16 protein-coding genes are annotated in these 17436 nt (G+C 44.2%); 7 read left to right on the forward strand and 9 right to left on the reverse strand.

Annotated features, from left to right (window positions below; translation table 11 throughout):
- Positions 1–27: 27 nt before the first annotated feature.
- From pilQ to HGT73_RS07985, 6 genes are read right to left on the reverse strand one after another with little or no spacing between them, the layout of a single operon-like run.
- Entirely contained in the window at positions 28–1227 is a 1200-nt protein-coding gene (pilQ, locus tag HGT73_RS07960; RefSeq protein WP_214213385.1) for a type IV pilus secretin PilQ, read from the reverse strand.
- Between the two features lie 59 nt (positions 1228–1286).
- Positions 1287–1589, reverse strand: coding sequence for a hypothetical protein (locus HGT73_RS07965; RefSeq protein ID WP_214213387.1), 303 nt, complete (start codon positions 1587–1589; stop codon positions 1287–1289).
- Positions 1582–2088, reverse strand: a complete 507-nt coding sequence (locus tag HGT73_RS07970) for a hypothetical protein (protein ID WP_214213389.1) — start codon at positions 2086–2088, stop codon at positions 1582–1584. Before HGT73_RS07970 ends, HGT73_RS07965 begins: the two co-directional genes overlap by 8 nt.
- Positions 2088–2285 (reverse strand): hypothetical protein, encoded by a 198-nt coding sequence (locus HGT73_RS15055; protein ID WP_407073149.1) that lies wholly within the window; start codon positions 2283–2285, stop codon positions 2088–2090. Before HGT73_RS15055 ends, HGT73_RS07970 begins: the two co-directional genes overlap by 1 nt.
- 35 nt (positions 2286–2320) lie before the next feature.
- Positions 2321–2635, reverse strand: coding sequence for a hypothetical protein (locus HGT73_RS07980; RefSeq protein ID WP_214213393.1), 315 nt, complete (start codon positions 2633–2635; stop codon positions 2321–2323).
- Positions 2632–3453 carry a type IV pilus biogenesis protein PilM gene (locus HGT73_RS07985; protein WP_214213394.1) on the reverse strand — a complete coding sequence of 274 codons (822 nt, stop codon included), beginning with the start codon at positions 3451–3453 and terminating at the stop codon, positions 2632–2634. Before HGT73_RS07985 ends, HGT73_RS07980 begins: the two co-directional genes overlap by 4 nt.
- Before the next feature lie 117 nt (positions 3454–3570).
- Here HGT73_RS07985 and mrcA point away from each other — a divergent pair, with 117 nt between their 5' ends.
- A complete protein-coding gene (gene mrcA / locus HGT73_RS07990) occupies positions 3571–6114 on the forward strand; it encodes a peptidoglycan glycosyltransferase/peptidoglycan DD-transpeptidase MrcA (RefSeq protein ID WP_214213396.1) in 2544 nt (847 codons plus the stop codon).
- A gap of 21 nt (positions 6115–6135) precedes the next feature.
- Here the strand turns inward: mrcA and nudE are convergent, their stop codons facing one another.
- The gene (nudE, locus tag HGT73_RS07995) at positions 6136–6717 is read right to left on the reverse strand and encodes an ADP compounds hydrolase NudE (protein ID WP_214213398.1); all 582 of its coding nucleotides are present in this window, start codon (positions 6715–6717) and stop codon (positions 6136–6138) included.
- 270 nt (positions 6718–6987) lie between these two features.
- On the opposite strand from nudE, the gene HGT73_RS08000 reads away from it, so the two are divergent.
- The 4 genes from HGT73_RS08000 (at position 6988) to pckA (ending at position 12281) form a co-directional block, all read left to right on the forward strand.
- Positions 6988–9108 carry an IgaA/UmoB family intracellular growth attenuator gene (locus HGT73_RS08000; protein WP_214213400.1) on the forward strand — a complete coding sequence of 707 codons (2121 nt, stop codon included), beginning with the start codon at positions 6988–6990 and terminating at the stop codon, positions 9106–9108.
- Positions 9109–9165: 57 nt separating this feature from the next.
- A complete protein-coding gene (hslR, locus tag HGT73_RS08005) occupies positions 9166–9573 on the forward strand; it encodes a ribosome-associated heat shock protein Hsp15 (RefSeq protein ID WP_214213403.1) in 408 nt (135 codons plus the stop codon).
- 21 nt (positions 9574–9594) lie between these two features.
- On the forward strand, positions 9595–10461 hold the full coding sequence (hslO, locus tag HGT73_RS08010) for an Hsp33 family molecular chaperone HslO (RefSeq protein WP_214213405.1): 867 nt from the start codon (positions 9595–9597) through the stop codon (positions 10459–10461).
- A gap of 194 nt (positions 10462–10655) precedes the next feature.
- Positions 10656–12281, forward strand: coding sequence for a phosphoenolpyruvate carboxykinase (ATP) (gene pckA, locus HGT73_RS08015; RefSeq protein ID WP_214213407.1), 1626 nt, complete (start codon positions 10656–10658; stop codon positions 12279–12281).
- 42 nt (positions 12282–12323) lie between these two features.
- Here pckA and envZ read toward each other — a convergent pair whose 3' ends face one another.
- Both envZ and ompR read right to left on the reverse strand, forming a co-directional pair.
- Positions 12324–13676 (reverse strand): two-component system sensor histidine kinase EnvZ, encoded by a 1353-nt coding sequence (envZ, locus tag HGT73_RS08020; protein ID WP_214213409.1) that lies wholly within the window; start codon positions 13674–13676, stop codon positions 12324–12326.
- Positions 13673–14392, reverse strand: a complete 720-nt coding sequence (ompR, locus tag HGT73_RS08025) for an osmolarity response regulator transcription factor OmpR (protein WP_048912907.1) — start codon at positions 14390–14392, stop codon at positions 13673–13675. The genes envZ and ompR overlap by 4 nt, the downstream gene beginning before the upstream one ends.
- A gap of 160 nt (positions 14393–14552) precedes the next feature.
- Between ompR and greB the strand changes: the two genes are divergently transcribed.
- Positions 14553–15044, forward strand: a complete 492-nt coding sequence (gene greB, locus HGT73_RS08030) for a transcription elongation factor GreB (protein WP_214213411.1) — start codon at positions 14553–14555, stop codon at positions 15042–15044.
- 82 nt (positions 15045–15126) lie between these two features.
- Positions 15127–17436, forward strand: a complete 2310-nt coding sequence (locus HGT73_RS08035) for a Tex family protein (protein ID WP_214213456.1) — start codon at positions 15127–15129, stop codon at positions 17434–17436.

Here is a 17436-nt window from a genome sequence, read left to right on the forward strand (position 1 = left end):
AACGGTGAACCTTAATCTTCGCAGAATTTACGGTGTATTTTCCGTAGGCAAAAGACGTGGAGTAATGAAAATAACCAATTCTCTTTTTTGATGTTGCTGTGTCTTTTTTTGAAAAAGTGTACCCAATACAGGAAGCCTTCCTAACCCAGGTACTGTTGCTAGCCCTTGATGCTGTTGCTGTTGGAAAATGCCTCCTAACGCTACAGTCGAACCATTGGCCACCAACACTTCAGTCATGATTTCCTGTTTGTCTATTGATGGAGGCCCTTTTCCCTCTCCTTGTAAGATTTTACCCGGTACATCTTGATTAAGCCTTAACCGTAAACGAATATGCTCTCGCCCCACGCGTTCCGGCGTGACTTCCATCCCTAACACTGCCTCTTTAAAACTGATTACAGGATTATCATTTTTTCCACTTACGGTTTGATAAGGAATTTCAGTTCCCTGCTTAATCGATGCGGTACGTCCCTGAGAAGTGACTAAATGAGGACTAGCAATAATATCTAACTGATTCTCTTGCTCTAAAGCGGTAAGCTCAAGAAATAACAGTTGGCTATCAATACGCGCAATTGCGGTTTTAACATGCAGCGAAGGCGCGCTAAACGCCAAAGACGTCGTAAACTGATGTCTTATCGTTGTCGTATCCGTTGTTCCAGACATTTCATTGAACCACGACACACCCAATTCACGTAAATTATCTTGGCTAATTGAAATCATCTGCGCCATGATTTCAATTTGGGGTTGGGGCTGATCATGCACCAAGATCCATTCTGCTATACTTTGCAAGGATTCTTCTTCATCCCAGATAATAATCTGCTGTTGATCGTGGTCAACAAACAGCTTACCTCTCCCTCCCAATCCGCCTAATGGTAGAGCCATTAACTGCTTTTCCAATACAGCTGCCTCAATATAACGAAGGGGAAAGACTCTCTGCATAATTTTTGCTTTCTTCGCTGAAGCAGAGAATGTTTCACTTTCTTCTTGCCGATGACTCGCTGGTAAAGGACGGAAAACAAGGATATTTCCTTGCTCAAAAACGTCAACATTTGTTAAATATTTCACGATATCTAACGCATCCTGCCACTCCACATCCACTAAATGCAGTGTGAGTGATTGGTCGATAGCGGGGTCTACAACTAAGTTAATATTCTTTACGGAGGCTAATAATGAAAAAATATGTGCAGCAGGCGTATTTTCAACATTTATCGAGATTTTTGTGTTTGCCACCACAGAAAAACTCATAATAATAAGTAGAAAGTATAAACAATTAATACGACATATTGGCACTAAGAACCTCCTTCAAAATATAGAAAGACTATTCTCTGAGGACAAGGAGGCAGTACAGCGAGTTGAATCTGGTTCAGCTCAATTTGAATAACCTGGCCACTACTATTCGGTAACTGCATACCTACCGCCACCTTTTTTGTCCCTAACAGAGGATGAGAGATGATAGCTTCACGGCCAGACCCACTGAGTAATGCCCCTTTTAACTGCCATTCTTCTAATCCCCGATTTAAAATACTGCACCGCGGCAAATCAACAGGCTGAAAAGGATCTTTCTTTGCGGCTTGTACATTTCCACTAATCATCACTATGACGAGTACCCTGAGTAGAATTTTTTGCTTTTTCATAGATAACGTTGATCAGTATTGCATCATCCTGTGCTGAAAGCTGAAGATAGAGAGGTAGCCAACGATATTTTAAATCCGCTAATTGCTGCCAAAATATTTGGAATTCAGGCCAACTCAGTAATAACTTCACATTCTGTTGTTCGTGACGATCTTGCCAACTCGAAATAAAGATACCGTAGGATAAAACCAATGCAGATAAACTCTCTGCTTGCTCTATAGGAACCCGCCGTTGAACCAGTAAGGAGTAAGCGCCCTTTTGTTGGTATTCGCTCAGTCGCTGCTCTATGTTTATCAATGAAGTTTGTAACTCTAGGTCTTGTTCATCTCTTTCGCGATGAATCGGAATTAAAAAGTGGGCCGTTAAAAAAATACCTGTGATAAAAACGATACCGAGCATTGCCATCCACTGGGTACGAATGGGGAGGTAAATAATTTTTTCCCATACAGTATTTTTCATTAATCCGTATATTCCTCAGTTGACGCTATTAGTAAAAAACTGATCTTAAATTGATAGTATTCTTCACTTCGTGTCAGCTCATTGATCCTAAATTCACTCACCTGCTCCAACATTTCTAACTGTTGAGTCAATTGTTTTATCTCTGCTAAAGTTAAACAATAACCCGTAATTACCCAACGAGATTGACTCAACGTCATGGTCGTCAACCAAGTATGCTCGGATAGGTTGTCAGTTAACCATTGAAAAAAAAACTGTAGGTGGCGAGTTCGTGCTGAACTTGTTCAATGCGCTTTCTTTCTACGTTTTGAAAATCGATCTGTTCTAAAAGTGATTGCTGCTGGTGTATTCGTTGTACCAGCGTCTTAGCCAGTTCTTGAGAAAGAGCATTCGTCATTCGTAAATCACCAATCTGAGTCTGGTGATATAAAAAGGTTATATAAGTCGATATACCTAATAAGCCAATTAATAAGATACCTGCAACAATTACCCGTCGCGTACGCTGAATGAGTTTCTTGCGCCGCCAATTGAGTAAATTCACTTTGCTCATAATTGGTCATCTTGTCGTAAGGCAAGTCCTAGAGCGACCACTGACTCACTCCGAGATGACAATGCGCAAAGTGAATCGCTCATTGAGGGTAAAGAGATAGAAAATGGCTTACTATCACCCCAATCAACATTACTATTTTGAGTAACGCAGTAAAATTGGTCACACTCATGTTTGATTTTTTTTATTACTGCCGCGGGTTCGTAAAGTTCATCTTTCAACAGTTGCCCGTGATAATAATGATGGTTGTGATATACCGCCCATAACCAAGACTCAGTCTCTTCAACGATAAGGCCACAATTCCTGAGAGGGTGGACTAAAGGATAAAGAGAGGTTGATGCAAGTTCGACGACATCAAGCACTAATCCAACACGTTTAAATAAAGCACAATACTCATTGAGTATTTTATGTCGGGTCACCGTCACAATAATTTCATTCGATTTGTCTGATCCGGCACGATAATCCCAGGTGAGTTCATGGAGATGGGTAAAAAGTCTCTCAATTGAAAGCCTGACAAAACGCTCTAAAAGCAGACCATTAAGCATCGCTGTCGGTAAAGATAAAGTGCGATGTAAAACACACTGTGCTGGATAGCTCACTCGCAGTGAATATCGGTAAGGAAAATGAGTACGAATTTTTAATAAAATCGTATGAAGTTCTTCAGTATTCATCAAAGAGCCTGTAGAGGTGAATACCGGTTCTGTTAATGGGAATACCCAAAACCCTTGCAGGGACCACTTATTAGTCTGGTATGTGATCGCAACAATACTGACGTGGACAGTATTAATATGCAGTCCTATTTGCCATCCTTGGTTAAACATTTTCCGACCTCCCAAGATAGATGAGTGATTTTGACGTATCAAAGCCGTGGTGATGTCTTTATACTACGGGGAAATTGTTTATAAACTACCCAATATCATTCGAGTGAGAGAGTTTAGGTGAAGTTCTTAAAATATTTATTCATATTGTTCGTTTGCTGCATTTTTTTGGGAGTAGGCTCTATTTACGGGTTATATAAATATATTGAACCTCAATTACCCGACGTAAACACCCTTAAAGATGTCAAGATGCAAACGCCGATGCAGGTCTACAGTGCCGACGGTGAATTGATCGCGCAATTTGGAGAAAAGCGTCGTATCCCACTGACTTTACAGCAAATTCCACCGGACATGATTCATGCATTCATTGCCACTGAGGATAGTCGGTTCTATGAACATCACGGGGTTGATCCGATAGGAATATTTAGGGCTGCATCAATAGCTATTTTTTCCGGAAGAGCTTCCCAAGGTGCAAGTACAATTACTCAGCAACTAGCCCGTAATTTTTTCCTCTCACCCGAAAAAACATTAATACGTAAAATCAGAGAGGCCTTTCTCGCAATCCGTATCGAACAGCTCTTCACTAAAGACCAAATACTCGATCTTTATCTTAATAAAATTTACCTCGGCTCTCGGGCTTATGGAGTGGGGGCGGCAGCACATGTCTATTTTGGTAAGGATATCAATGAGCTAAGTTTAAGCCAGATGGCAATGATTGCCGGTTTGCCTAAAGCGCCTTCTACTTTCAATCCACTCTACTCGCATACCCGTGCAGTGGCTCGACGTAATGTCGTATTAGGACGGATGCTAGATCAGAAATACATTACTCAACAACAATATAATCAAGCAATAAACGAACCATTGGTCTCACAGTATCATGGCCCGCAAGTGGCATTTACCGCTCCCTATATTAGTGAAATGGTACGACAAGAAATGGTTAAACGTTATGGCGATAACGCTTACAACGATGGATATCAGGTCACAACGACCATTACGCGAACCCTACAAGAGGGAGCACAAAACGCAGTAGTTACCAATGTTCTAAACTATGATATTAGACATGGTTACCGCGGGCCAACAAAGGTTCTATGGCACTTAGGACAACCTGACTGGGATCAAAACAAGATCATTAAGACACTAGCGACCTACCCAACATATGGGCCGCTTATTCCTGCCGTAGTACAACGCGCGGAGAGTGACTCAGCACAAGTATTACTTAAAGATGGCACAACTCAGACCTTAACGCTGTCAGGCGTAAAATGGGCTAGACCTTTTAAAAGTGATGATTTACAAGGCCCAACTCCACGTAGCGTTAGCCAGGTATTGGCTGCAGGACAATTAATCTGGGTAAGAGCGGTAGGCCAAGAATGGTGGTTAGCCCAAGTTCCTCAAGTCAACTCCGCGCTTGTTTCGTTGGACTCGCATACTGGTGCGATAAAAGCGTTAGTAGGAGGATTCGACTTCTCACAAAGTATGTTTAATCGCGCTACGCAGGCGTTACGTCAAGTTGGTTCAAATATTAAGCCTTTCCTCTACACCGCGGCGATGGATAAAGGGCTAACTTTAGCCACTATTTTGAATGATTTACCGATCTCGCGGTGGGATGCGGGGGCCGGTACTGACTGGCAGCCACATAACTCACCCAATGTTTATGCAGGTCCAATGCGCTTACGCGAAGGGCTTGGTCTCTCTAAAAATGTGGTAATGGTACGAGCTATGCGAGCGATGGGGGTTGATTATGCAGCCAAATACTTACTGCGCTTTGGCTTCCCTGAGCAAAATATTATTCATACCGAATCATTAGCATTAGGCGCAGCTTCTTTCACACCAATGCAGGTTGTGCGCGGCTATGCAATATTGACCAATGGGGGATTCCAAGTTGATCCTTGGCTAATCAGTAAAATTACTGACCAACAGGGAACAGTATTATTTCAAGAGGTCCCTAAAATTGCCTGTCCTGAATGCCAGTTACCGACTCTCTATACAAGCACTCAAGATTTGACGCAATTAGACGATGAAAAAGTTGAAAATGTCGCCCATGCGGAACAACCGATCCCTAGTGGCGCACCACAAACAGAACTACAAACTGTCAACAATACGGCTAATAATGATCCCTACGCTCCTCATGTCATCAGTACTCAGCTCTCTTTTCTAATTAAAAGTGCGATGAATTCCAATATCTTCGGAGAACCCGGTTGGCAAGGTACCGGATGGCGTGCAGGTCGCGATCTACAACGGAATGATATCGGTGGTAAAACGGGGACAACCAATAACTCGAAAGATGCATGGTTTTCCGGTTATGGCCCTGGAATTGCCACATCAGTCTGGATCGGTTTCGATAACCCTACTCATGCCTTGGGTCGGACTACGGTTTCAGGTACGATTCCCGACCAAATATCCGGCTATGAAGGGGGGGCAAAAAGCGCCCAACCTGCTTGGGATGATTTTATGAAAATTGCACTACAAGGTGTACCTTTACAACCACTCACACCACCTGATGGGATCACGACTGTGACTATCGATAGAACTACAGGTAAATTATCACACGGTGGTGCCAACAGTCGGCCGGAATACTTCATTACGGGGACTGAACCGAAAGAGTTTTCGGTACAGGAAACGAGTACAACAATAGGTTCTGGTTCACAAAGCCAAGACTTATTCTAGCGGTATACGCGGGTTAATATATTAACCCGCGTGACCCAGAAGATGAGAAAATCCTGTGTGTTTAGATAGCCATTCTCGTAATAAAAACATAGCACTCACATTTCTCGCTTCTTGAAACTGTGGGTGTTCCAGCAAATGAATCAATTCAGCCAGAGGCCAGCGATGGATTTTTAGGGGTTCTGGCTCATCTCCTTCAAGCCATTCAGGGTAGAGCTTTTCAGCAACCAAAATGTGCATTCGACTGGAAAAATACGAAGGGGCCATTGTCACTTGGCCGAGGGCGGTAAGCTGTGAAGCGCCCATTCCAACCTCTTCTTTCAATTCTCGTATCGCCGCCTGCTCAGGCGTCTCTCCGGGATCGATAAGTCCTTTAGGAAAACCTAGTTCGTATCCTTCTATCCCCACGGCATACTCTTCGATCATTAAAACATGATCGCCGTCAAGTGCGAGGATCATCACTGCTTCACGACCTGCTGGCTTCATACGCTCATAAATGCGCTCAACGCCGTTACTAAAGCGAAGCTGAACAGATTGAATAGTAAACAGACGTGAGCTCGCTACATCATTGATACGCAATATTTGCGGTTTTTTTAGCGAAGGCATAGTTTACCTCGTAAGGATGAAAAGTATCGCGCTATTGAAACATAGCCAGAGAAAGGCAACCAGCGTAATTTTTTGTCGTGGCATATCGTAAAAATATATTTTCAGTCAGTGAATAATAAGATTATCCTGATTTATTATTATGTTCTGCGATACTAGATTGATACAGGATAACGCCGATTATTCAATTCATCGTTTTTCTTGGTAGGTATCGTTGACATCAATATAGATTACTAGCCATGAGGCTCATCACTTCTTTGCTCCGGGTAACGCATGAGTGTTCTTATTTTTTTATTACTTGTACTTTTGTTTTGTGTGCTTTTTATCTGGACAAAAATACTGCTACCCAAAAAACATCTACGCTCGCAACACCAAGAATTGAATGCTCACCACCAGCGACCACTTACCGACGCTGAGCTAACACTCTGTCGTACTTACTTAGCCCAGCGACAACGCTCGCCAATTAGCTTTACTGAGCGGCTATTATCTAAATTAAATCTGGCTCGTAATACTTGCACACTGCGTGATAAATCAGTCTATACCCTCAATCATTCAATCACACACTATAGCTTGTCTACCAGTGTTCCTGAACTGAACCGTTATTACCTCGACGCCATTGAAATTCATCTGCCCCCAAATGGGCAACCTTTTATCACCGCTGATAACACGATCGAATTGGTGTATACCAATCAATCACCATTGGTGATTACATTAAATGGGCACCACTTGCTCGATGACTTGAATAGTAGCAGTACGCAGATACCACCAAGTACGACCACAGATACCTCCATTCGTAAAGAGACTAGCGAACGTGTTGCCATCTTAAATGTTCGTCGTCAAACAGTTGAAGAATATGCTTTAACTCACGCAAATAATATCAGTGAAGCGCTTATACTCTGCTGTGCCCTCTTGCTTATTTTCTGTAGTTTGCTTACGCCGCTGAAATTTATGCCTTGGATCTTACTGGCCAGTTTTTTGATTATATTGCCGTGCTTATGGCTGATGTATCGTCGCCCGCCACGCGGCCATTTACAAGAAATCAGGACAATGCGTGGACGGTTAAGGCCGTGGGGACTTTTTGGTGAAGCTAACCCCAAGCAGCAGAATCTCTCCTTGGGTATTCTGGACTTGCATTATCCAGAACATTGGTATCCCTATATTCAAAAAGATATCGGACAAGAAACAATTATCGAAGTGGATGAACAAAACCGTGTGGTACAACACGGCCCCTTACTTTCCCTCACTCATGAAGTGAAAAAATTCCCGTTACAAAACTGGCGGCACAATCTGACCCTAGCCGTTGGGTCACTCCTGATCCTCATCATGACAACGAGCTGGCTACCAACAGGAATTTCATTCAAAATTGCTCTGGCCCGCCTGCAAGGGGAACAACGCGTCACCGTGACCGATATCGACCAACTTACACAACATACCCTGCATGTAGGCGATGTCATCGATATAAAAGGTTCAGGGCGATGTATTGTTCCTCAGACCTACCAAAGTAACCGCACTTACGATTTTTTACCTTTTGATTGTTCAGCGATCTATTGGAATACGCACTTATCGAACACGTTGCCGCCTTCCCCCATTATTGAGAAAACTCAAGCCTTACTTGCTACAACGTCTCGACAACTCGATCCCGATAATAATGATCTTAAAGGGCTAAATCCTCAGCTTGCCTCAGCAATACAAAAGTCAGGAATGATACTACTGAACAATTTCTCTGATATTGTATTAAAAACCGCTCAATTATGTGCAACAAGCCAAGACTGCCCCCGTTTAAAAAGCGCGTTGGTGAATCTTGAGAATGCGAAAGATTGGCCAATGTTAGTTGAGCAAGCAAAATCGGGAAAACTCGATGGATTAAACGTTCTACTACGACCTAATAGTGCACAGAATTTAACAAACTTGGTAAATGTCGCCACCACGACATTTATGAGCAAAGAAACCCGAAAAATGGTTGAGACACTCAGTCATTTACCCCGTAATGGCTACCTATTCATCAATGGTCAGGGACAGTTACTCGTCGATCAAGAACAACCAGAAACCTCTCTCTTCGACTTAGAACCGGCAACACAGTGGAAAGAATTACAACGCATTTCAGCTCAACTTTTGAACACACCATTCTCGCTTTCAGGAATCATTACCTCGTTACAACGCGATGACCAAGGTACGCTGCATGTCGTCGTTCATCAGCAACCTAATACCCATGCTTTATGGCGTTATGTTGTGACTACGCTATTTTTAGTCTGTTTAATCGTATTAATTGTGGCCAACACCCTGCTCGGTATCCATCGACTGCGATCCAATTTTTCACGTTATCCACGTATTAAACAGGACTACGAGGCATCCCTCTCAGAAGCCTCGCCACTCCTTCTACGCCCTAAAGAATGATGGTTAAGGTTAAGTCTTACTGCTAAGCTTATGTTAGTTTGTCTCCAGGAGGCACGCATGCAGACACAGACACACTCATCCATCGATAAAGTCAGGCTCGATAAATGGCTTTGGGCTGCACGCTTTTATAAGACACGAGCGATTGCAAGAACGATGATCGAGGGGGGAAAGGTTCAGTATAATGGCCAGCGAAGTAAGCCAAGTAAGTGGGTAGAGCTTGGTGCCACGGTGCAAGTCAGGCAAGGTAATGATCTACGTACCCTCATCGTCCTATCTCTTAGCGAACATCGCCGTAGTGCCACCGAAGCGCAGCTACTTTACCAAGAAACGGAAGAGAGCATCGCCAAACGCGAGTCCATTGCATTAGCCCGGAAGATGAACTCACTAACTATGCCGCACCCTGATCGTCGCCCTGATAAAAAAGAGCGCCGTGATTTAATTAAATTTAAAATAACGGGTGAGTAACACGCCCTAAAGAGAAAAATTATGTCCGTTCAAGATTACCTTCATCGTTATTTATTTGCGGATGTCGCCGTCCGTGGTGAATTGGTCAATGTCAGCCATACACTGAAAGCTATTATTGAAGGCCACGAATACCCTTCTGCGGTCAAAAAACTGATGGCAGAAATGTTAGTCACTACAAGTTTAATGACCGCGACATTAAAATTTGAAGGTGATATTACCGTGCAGTTACAAGGTGATGGTCCTCTAGCGATGGCTGTCATCAATGGTAACCATAAGCAAGAATTGAGAGGCGTTGCGCGCGTTCGTGCTGAAATCGAAGAAGAAGCAACCTTAGCGCAGATGTTAGGTCAAGGCTACCTTGTCATCACCATTACTCCAGCAAAAGGTGAACGTTATCAAGGTATTGTTGCCTTAGACAAACCGACTGTCTCCGAATGCATTGAAGAGTACTTCTTGCGCTCAGAGCAGCTCCCTACCCGGTTAGTCATTCGCCATAATGAGCAAGGTGCAGCAGGGATCTTGCTTCAAGTCCTACCAAGTGAAGATAAAGATAGCGAGGCGCTCACCCACTTAGCGACTCTGGCGACAACCGTCACAGAAGAAGAGCTGATAAATTTACCCGCTAATGACATCTTATGGCGTTTATTCCATCAAGAAGAAGTGACTATTTATGAGCCTCAGGTCGTACAATTTAAATGTAGTTGTTCCCGACAACGCTGTGGCGAAATATTGAAGACTGTTGCTGCCGATGAAATTGATAAAATTTTAGCTGAAGACGGTAACATTGATATGCATTGTGATTACTGCGGGAGTCATTATGTCTACGATGCCGTAGATGTTGATAATATTCGTAACGACGTACCGCTTAATAACTCATCAATTCACTAGATAGACGAGTAGCGGGGGCTATCCCCGCTTACTTGGGCTAATCCTTCCTGACATGTTTGTCGATTTTTATGCCTTAATTTAACTTTGCTCACACTTTACTCTCTCCTTTCTTTTCCCTCTGAAGATTCAAGGTACACTTTTCTGACATCGATGTATCTTTGTTCAGCCATCACTTATGGAAGGAGTCCCGCCTCATGTCATCCAGCCGCCCACTTCCCGATCTCAGTGCTCTCGGCATTACTGGTTCAACCGAAATCATCCATAACCCAACCTACGCTCAGCTCTTCACGGAAGAAACCTCGCCAGACCTTATTGGACTTGAAAAAGGTATCGTCACTCAATCTGGTGCTGTCGCGGTAGATACTGGTATATTCACGGGTCGTTCACCTAAAGATAAATATATTGTGCGTGATGCCACCACGGAACATACCGTGTGGTGGAATGATACGAGTGCGGCAAAGAATGCAAACCAGCCTCTCTCCCCGCAAATATGGCAACATCTCAAACAGTTACTCTGTCATCAACTTTCAGAAAAGCGTTTGTTCGTCGTCGACGCTTTTTGTGGCGCTAATCCAGAAACGCGACTCAGTGTTCGGTTTGTAACTGAAGTTGCTTGGCAAGCACACTTTGTCACCAATATGTTCATCATACCAAATGCCGAAGAGCTTGCCGTTTTTGAGCCCAACTTTGTTGTATTAAACGGTGCTAAATGCCATAACCCAGACTGGCACGCTCAAGGTCTAAATTCAGAAAATTTCATTGCTTTTAATTTAACCGAACGGATGCAACTTATTGGTGGTACTTGGTACGGGGGGGAAATGAAAAAAGGGCTATTCTCTATCATGAATTATCTCTTACCCCTCCAAAATATTGCTTCTATGCACTGTTCAGCAAATGTCGGTGAAAAAGGTGATGTCGCCGTTTTTTTTGGATTATCGGGTACAGGTAAAACAACCCTATCGACCGATCCTAAACGTAAACTGATCGGTGATGATGAGCATGGCTGGGATGACGATGGCGTATTCAATTTTGAGGGAGGGTGTTACGCAAAGACGATTAATCTTTCCCAAGAGGCCGAGCCGGAAATTTACAAGGCTATTAGACGCGATGCGCTACTTGAAAACGTCGTTCTGAACAGTGATGGTAGTATCGATTTTAGCGACGACAGCAAAACTGAAAATACCCGTGTATCTTACCCTATCACGCATATCGACAACATTGTTCGCCCGACATCTAAAGCGGGTCATGCAAAAAAAGTCATTTTTTTAACTGCTGATGCATTTGGTATTTTTCCACCTGTTTCACTTTTGACTCCCGAACAGACGCAATACCATTTCCTGTCCGGTTTTACCGCAAAACTTGCAGGCACCGAGCGCGGAATAAAACAACCAACGCCCACATTTTCTGCCTGTTTTGGTGCAGTCTTCCTAACATTACACCCCACACGCTATGCAGAAGTATTGCTTAAAAGAATGCAGAATAGCGGTGCAAAAGCGTACTTAGTCAATACAGGATGGAATGGGCAGGGCAATCGGCTTTCACTGAAAGATACACGCCTTCTGATCAATGCAATATTGAACGATGAGCTGGATAACGCAGAATGCCATACATTGCCTATTTTCAATCTGCAATTCCCGAAACAGGTAGAAGGCCTTGATTCCAGAATTCTCGACCCGAGGTCGAGTTGGAGTCGTGCTAGTGACTGGGAAACTAAAGCTAAGCAATTAGCACAGCAATTTATCGATCATTTTGCGCCTTATACCGATACCGAGGTGGGAAAAGCCTTGGTCAGTGCAGGACCACAACTACCGTCATCATGACCAAGACTGCGCCACCTGAAAAATAGGTGGCGCAATAACGGGTTATACATTTTCAATAACAGAGGATTGCTTATGCGTAGGCAACGGCAACCAAGCTCTAATTTTCAAGCCGCCCCTTTCACTCACATCAAAACTTAACTCTCCCTGATGGGCGTCGATAATCCGTTGTACAATAGCCAGACCAAGCCCCGTACCGCTGGTCGTTCTGGCACTGTCACCACGAACAAAAGGTTGTAAGAGATGGGTAATCTCTTCTTTGTCGATACCCGGACCATCATCCTCTACTTGAAACCAGGCGCGATCCAGTTCTCGGCCACTGCTGACTCGGATCCAGCCATTTCCATAACGGGCAGCATTCACCACCATGTTAGCCACCGCGCGCTTGATACCCAGCGGATTGATATCAAGTAATATCTCATCGCTCGTCACTTGACTATCAATCTCTCGTTCATAGCCGCTTTCTGCAGCAACGACTTCACCCAACACCGTATTCAAATCTACCCGCTCTTTTTGAATTTCTTGTCCGGTACGGAGGTAGTCAATAAACTGCTCAATAATGGCGTTACATTCTTCAATATCTTTATTTATCGAGTCTGCTAAATATTGTTCGTCTGCCCCAATCATTTCCGTGGCTAAGCGAATCCGCGTTAATGGGGTACGAAGATCGTGGCTCACACCAGCCATCAACAGTGTACGATCGTCCGCTAATTGTTTAACGCCCGAAGCCATTTGATTGAAGGCTCGAGTTACAGACCGAACCTCAGAAGCACCATATTCTCTTAGCGGTGGCGGAATTTGTCCTCTACCAACTTGCAAGGCGGCGTGCTCCAGTGCGACTAACGGTCGGTTTTGCATCCGAATAAAGAGCCATGCCCCAACAATCGCCAACAGCATGATCATTAAGGTGTAACGAAAGAGAGGGGAAAAATCACCTTGATGAATTTCAGTTAAAGGAACTCTTACCCATATATCCGGTGATAACCACGTCTTTAACCATACAACAGGGGTCTTCTTATTCACTTCAACTCGAACATCTGTCGGACCACCGAGTTGATGTGCCATTTGTTCGCTCAAAAACGTATAGTGCTGCGCCCAGCGTAGACCACTCTCTTCAGCTGCGGAATTAGTATAGAGTGAAATTCCTAATTCACGGTATATCTCACGTCTAAAAGCAGGCGGTACTTCTAACTGGGTACCATCTTCAAGTTGCAGCTTATCCGTCATGAGCATCCTGACTTCATAAGCGAGCACTTTATTAAACTGCTGTAGACTGGGTAATATCGCAAAGTTAAGAACCACTAAATACGTGGTCACTAAGCTTACAAAAAGAAGTGAAACAATCAGCAGCAACATCCGCGCAAAAGAGCTGCGCGGAGAGAAGCGGAGTTTCTTCATGCTTTACTGCCATCAGGAACAAACACATACCCCAAGCCCCAAACCGTTTGGATATAACGGGGATGAGCTGGATCTTCTTCGACCATTCTTCTTAATCTTGAAATTTGTACATCAATAGAACGCTCCATCGCACTGTACTCTCTGCCACGTGCTAAGTTCATTAGCTTATCGCGGGATAATGGCTCTCGAGGATGGCTCACCAAGGCTTTGAGCACTGCAAATTCACCGCTGGTCAACGGCATAGGCTCATCTTCACGAAACATTTCGCGGGTACCAAGATTGAGCTTAAACTTACCAAAAGTGATGACAGCTTCCTCCTGAGAGGGGGCACCAGGTAGCTCATTGGCTTGCCGACGCAAGACTGCGCGAATACGTGCTAATAATTCTCGTGGGTTAAACGGCTTTGGAATATAATCGTCAGCACCGATTTCTAACCCAACAATCCTATCAACTTCTTCGCCCTTTGCAGTAACCATAATGATCGGCATTGGATTACTCTGGCTGCGTAAACGGCGACAGATAGATAACCCATCTTCCCCGGGTAGCATTAAGTCCAGCACCATAAGATGAAAAGACTCACGGGTTAGCAAACGGTCCATCTGCTCAGCATTTGCTACGCTACGCACTTGGAATCCTTGCTCGGTGAGATACCTTTCCAAAAGCGCCCGTAAACGCATATCGTCATCGACCACTAAAACTTTGTAATTTTCCTGCATTCTAAAGACTCCCAAAGGCATTATCGCCAGCCATGCTATTTTTAAAAATAATACTTACAGTGACAAATTTTATTGGTTTATATTCTTACTGAAATTGTTACAAAGCATATTAAACAGTATGTTAAGTAAAGATATAACTATAGGTGATAGAGGAAACCCTGTGAAAACCCAACTTATCACTCGTGAAGGTTACAACAAGTTGAAAAAAGAGCTCGACCAACTTTGGCGAGAAGAACGTCCAGAAGTCACTAAAAAAGTAACGTGGGCAGCCAGTTTGGGCGATCGCAGTGAAAATGCGGATTACCAGTATAATAAAAAGCGTCTACGAGAAATTGATCGCCGAGTCCGTTATTTGCGTAAAAGCCTTGAGACATTGCGTATTGTGGATTATTCACCGCAACAAGAAGGTAAAGTATTCTTCGGTGCACACGTTGAAATTGAAAACGATGACGGAGAGACTTTGACCTTTCGGATAGCAGGTTACGATGAAATTTTCGGACGTAACGACTATATCTCGATCGACTCACCGATGGCTAGGGCGCTGTTAAAAAAAGAAGTGGGAGATAGCGCGACCGTTCAGACACCATCAGGCCCAGCAGTCTGGTATATCAATGCTATCACTTATCCCGATACCGCTCAGGAAAATCCTTAATCTTACACCTAGACTGGAAATTCACAGAGCATCGCCGTATAACTGTCAGAAAATTTACCTTATTAAATCGCTACGAGCCACAATGAAAAAGCCGCTAAGTCAAATCATTGCTAACGAATTACAAGTCCGCATCGAACAAGTGGATGCCACAATAAAACTTTTTGATGACGGTAATACGGTTCCCTTTGTCGCCCGCTACCGTAAAGAGGTAACGGGAGGACTCGATGATACCCAGCTACGTCAATTAGAAACGCGTTTAACCTACTTACGCGAACTCGATGAACGCCGACAAACCATTCTTAGCTCCATTTCAGAGCAAGGAAAATTGACCGACGAACTTGCCAGTTCAATTGAGTCTGTGTTGAGTAAAACCGAACTTGAAGATCTCTACTTACCCTATAAACCTAAGCGCCGGACACGTGGGCAAATTGCTATTGAAGCTGGCTTAGCGCCACTGGCCGAACTGCTATGGACCTCCCCTAACCTAACCCCTGAATTAGTGGCTGCTGACTACGTCAATGAAGATAAAGGTATCGGCGATACACGGGCCGCTTTAGATGGTGCACGCTATATTTTAATGGAGCGCTTTGCAGAAGATGCCTCTTTATTAGCTAAAATTCGCCACTATTTGTGGAAAAATGCTCATATCGTGTCAAAAGTTGTACCGGGTAAAGAGGATGAAGGAGCAAAGTTTCGTGACTATTTTGACCATCATGAACTTTTAGCGTCCACCCCTTCTCATCGCGCACTCGCGATGTTACGCGGACGTAATGAAGGCATTCTGCAGCTATCTCTGAATCCCGACCCGCAGGTTGAGGAGGCACCAAAAGAGAGCTACGGTGAAATGTTAGTGAGTGAACATCTTCAGGTTCAACTCGCCAATGCACCCGGTGATACTTGGCGTAAATCCGTCATTAGCTGGACATGGAAGATCAAAATACTCCTTCATTTAGAAACTGAATTGATGAGTACGTTACGCGAGCATGCAGAACTTGAGGCTATTGACGTATTTGCCCGTAATTTACACGCGCTGTTGATGGCAGCACCGGCGGGGATGCGTGCAACAATGGGGCTCGATCCGGGATTACGCACAGGCGTTAAAGTTGCGGTCGTTGATGCTACGGGTAAATTAGTCGCAACCGACACTGTTTATCCCCACACAGGTCAAGCAGCTAAAGCTGCCGCGGCAGTCGCGATGCTTTGCCAAAAGTATAACGTTGAGCTAGTGGCTATTGGTAATGGTACCGCTTCACGGGAAACCGAGCGTTTCTTCATTGATATAAAGAAACAATACCCTAACGTTAAAGCAGAAAAAGTCATTGTTAGTGAGGCTGGAGCATCCGTTTATTCGGCCTCAGAACTCGCCGCATTGGAATTTCCAACACTGGATGTTTCACTGCGTGGCGCAGTATCGATCGCCCGCCGCCTCCAGGATCCACTCGCTGAGTTAGTAAAAATAGATCCTAAATCGATCGGTGTTGGCCAATATCAGCATGATGTCAGCCAAACTCAATTAGCGAAAAAGCTAGATACTGTCGTCGAAGACTGTGTTAACGCCGTGGGCGTAGATTTGAATACCGCCTCCGTGCCTTTATTGACCCGAGTGGCGGGATTAAGTCGTATGATTGCACAAAATATTGTGCAATGGCGGGATGACAATGGTCGCTTTATGAATCGTCAACAACTGCTCAAGGTGAGCCGCTTAGGCCCAAAAGCCTTTGAACAATGTGCGGGATTTTTGCGCATCAACCAAGGCGATAATCCTTTAGATGCTTCGACTGTTCACCCAGAAGCCTATCCGGTGGTAGAGCGGATTATTGCAGAAACTCACGAACCGCTCTCCTCATTGATGGGGAATAGTACCGCTATTCGTGCCTTATCAGCCTCGCAGTTTACCGATGCCCGTTTTGGTCTCCCCACAGTCAGCGATATTCTTAAAGAGCTTGAGAAACCCGGACGTGATCCCCGTCCAGCATTTAAAACGGCAACTTTTGCTGAAGGGATTGAAACTCTAGATGACCTCACTCCTGGATTAATTCTCGAAGGAACCGTGACAAATGTCACTAATTTTGGTGCCTTTGTCGATATTGGCGTCCATCAGGATGGTTTAGTTCATATCTCCTCACTGGCTAACCGTTTTGTCAGCGATCCACACGAAGTGGTTAAAACTGGCGAGATAGTGAAGGTAAAAGTGCTTGAGATTGATCTAGGAAGGAAACGTATCGCCTTAACTATGCGGCTTGATGAACAGCCCGGAGAAGCATCGACTCGGCGCAGCCCGGTGACAGAAAAAACGCAAACTAAGCCATCACGTCAACTTGGACGGCAATCAACCGCACAAAGTAATAGCGTTATGGGAGATGCACTTGCCGCCGCATTGAAGAAAAAGTAG

The organism is Rosenbergiella australiborealis, assembly GCF_018494035.1.
Lineage (GTDB): Bacteria > Pseudomonadota > Gammaproteobacteria > Enterobacterales > Enterobacteriaceae > Rosenbergiella > Rosenbergiella australiborealis.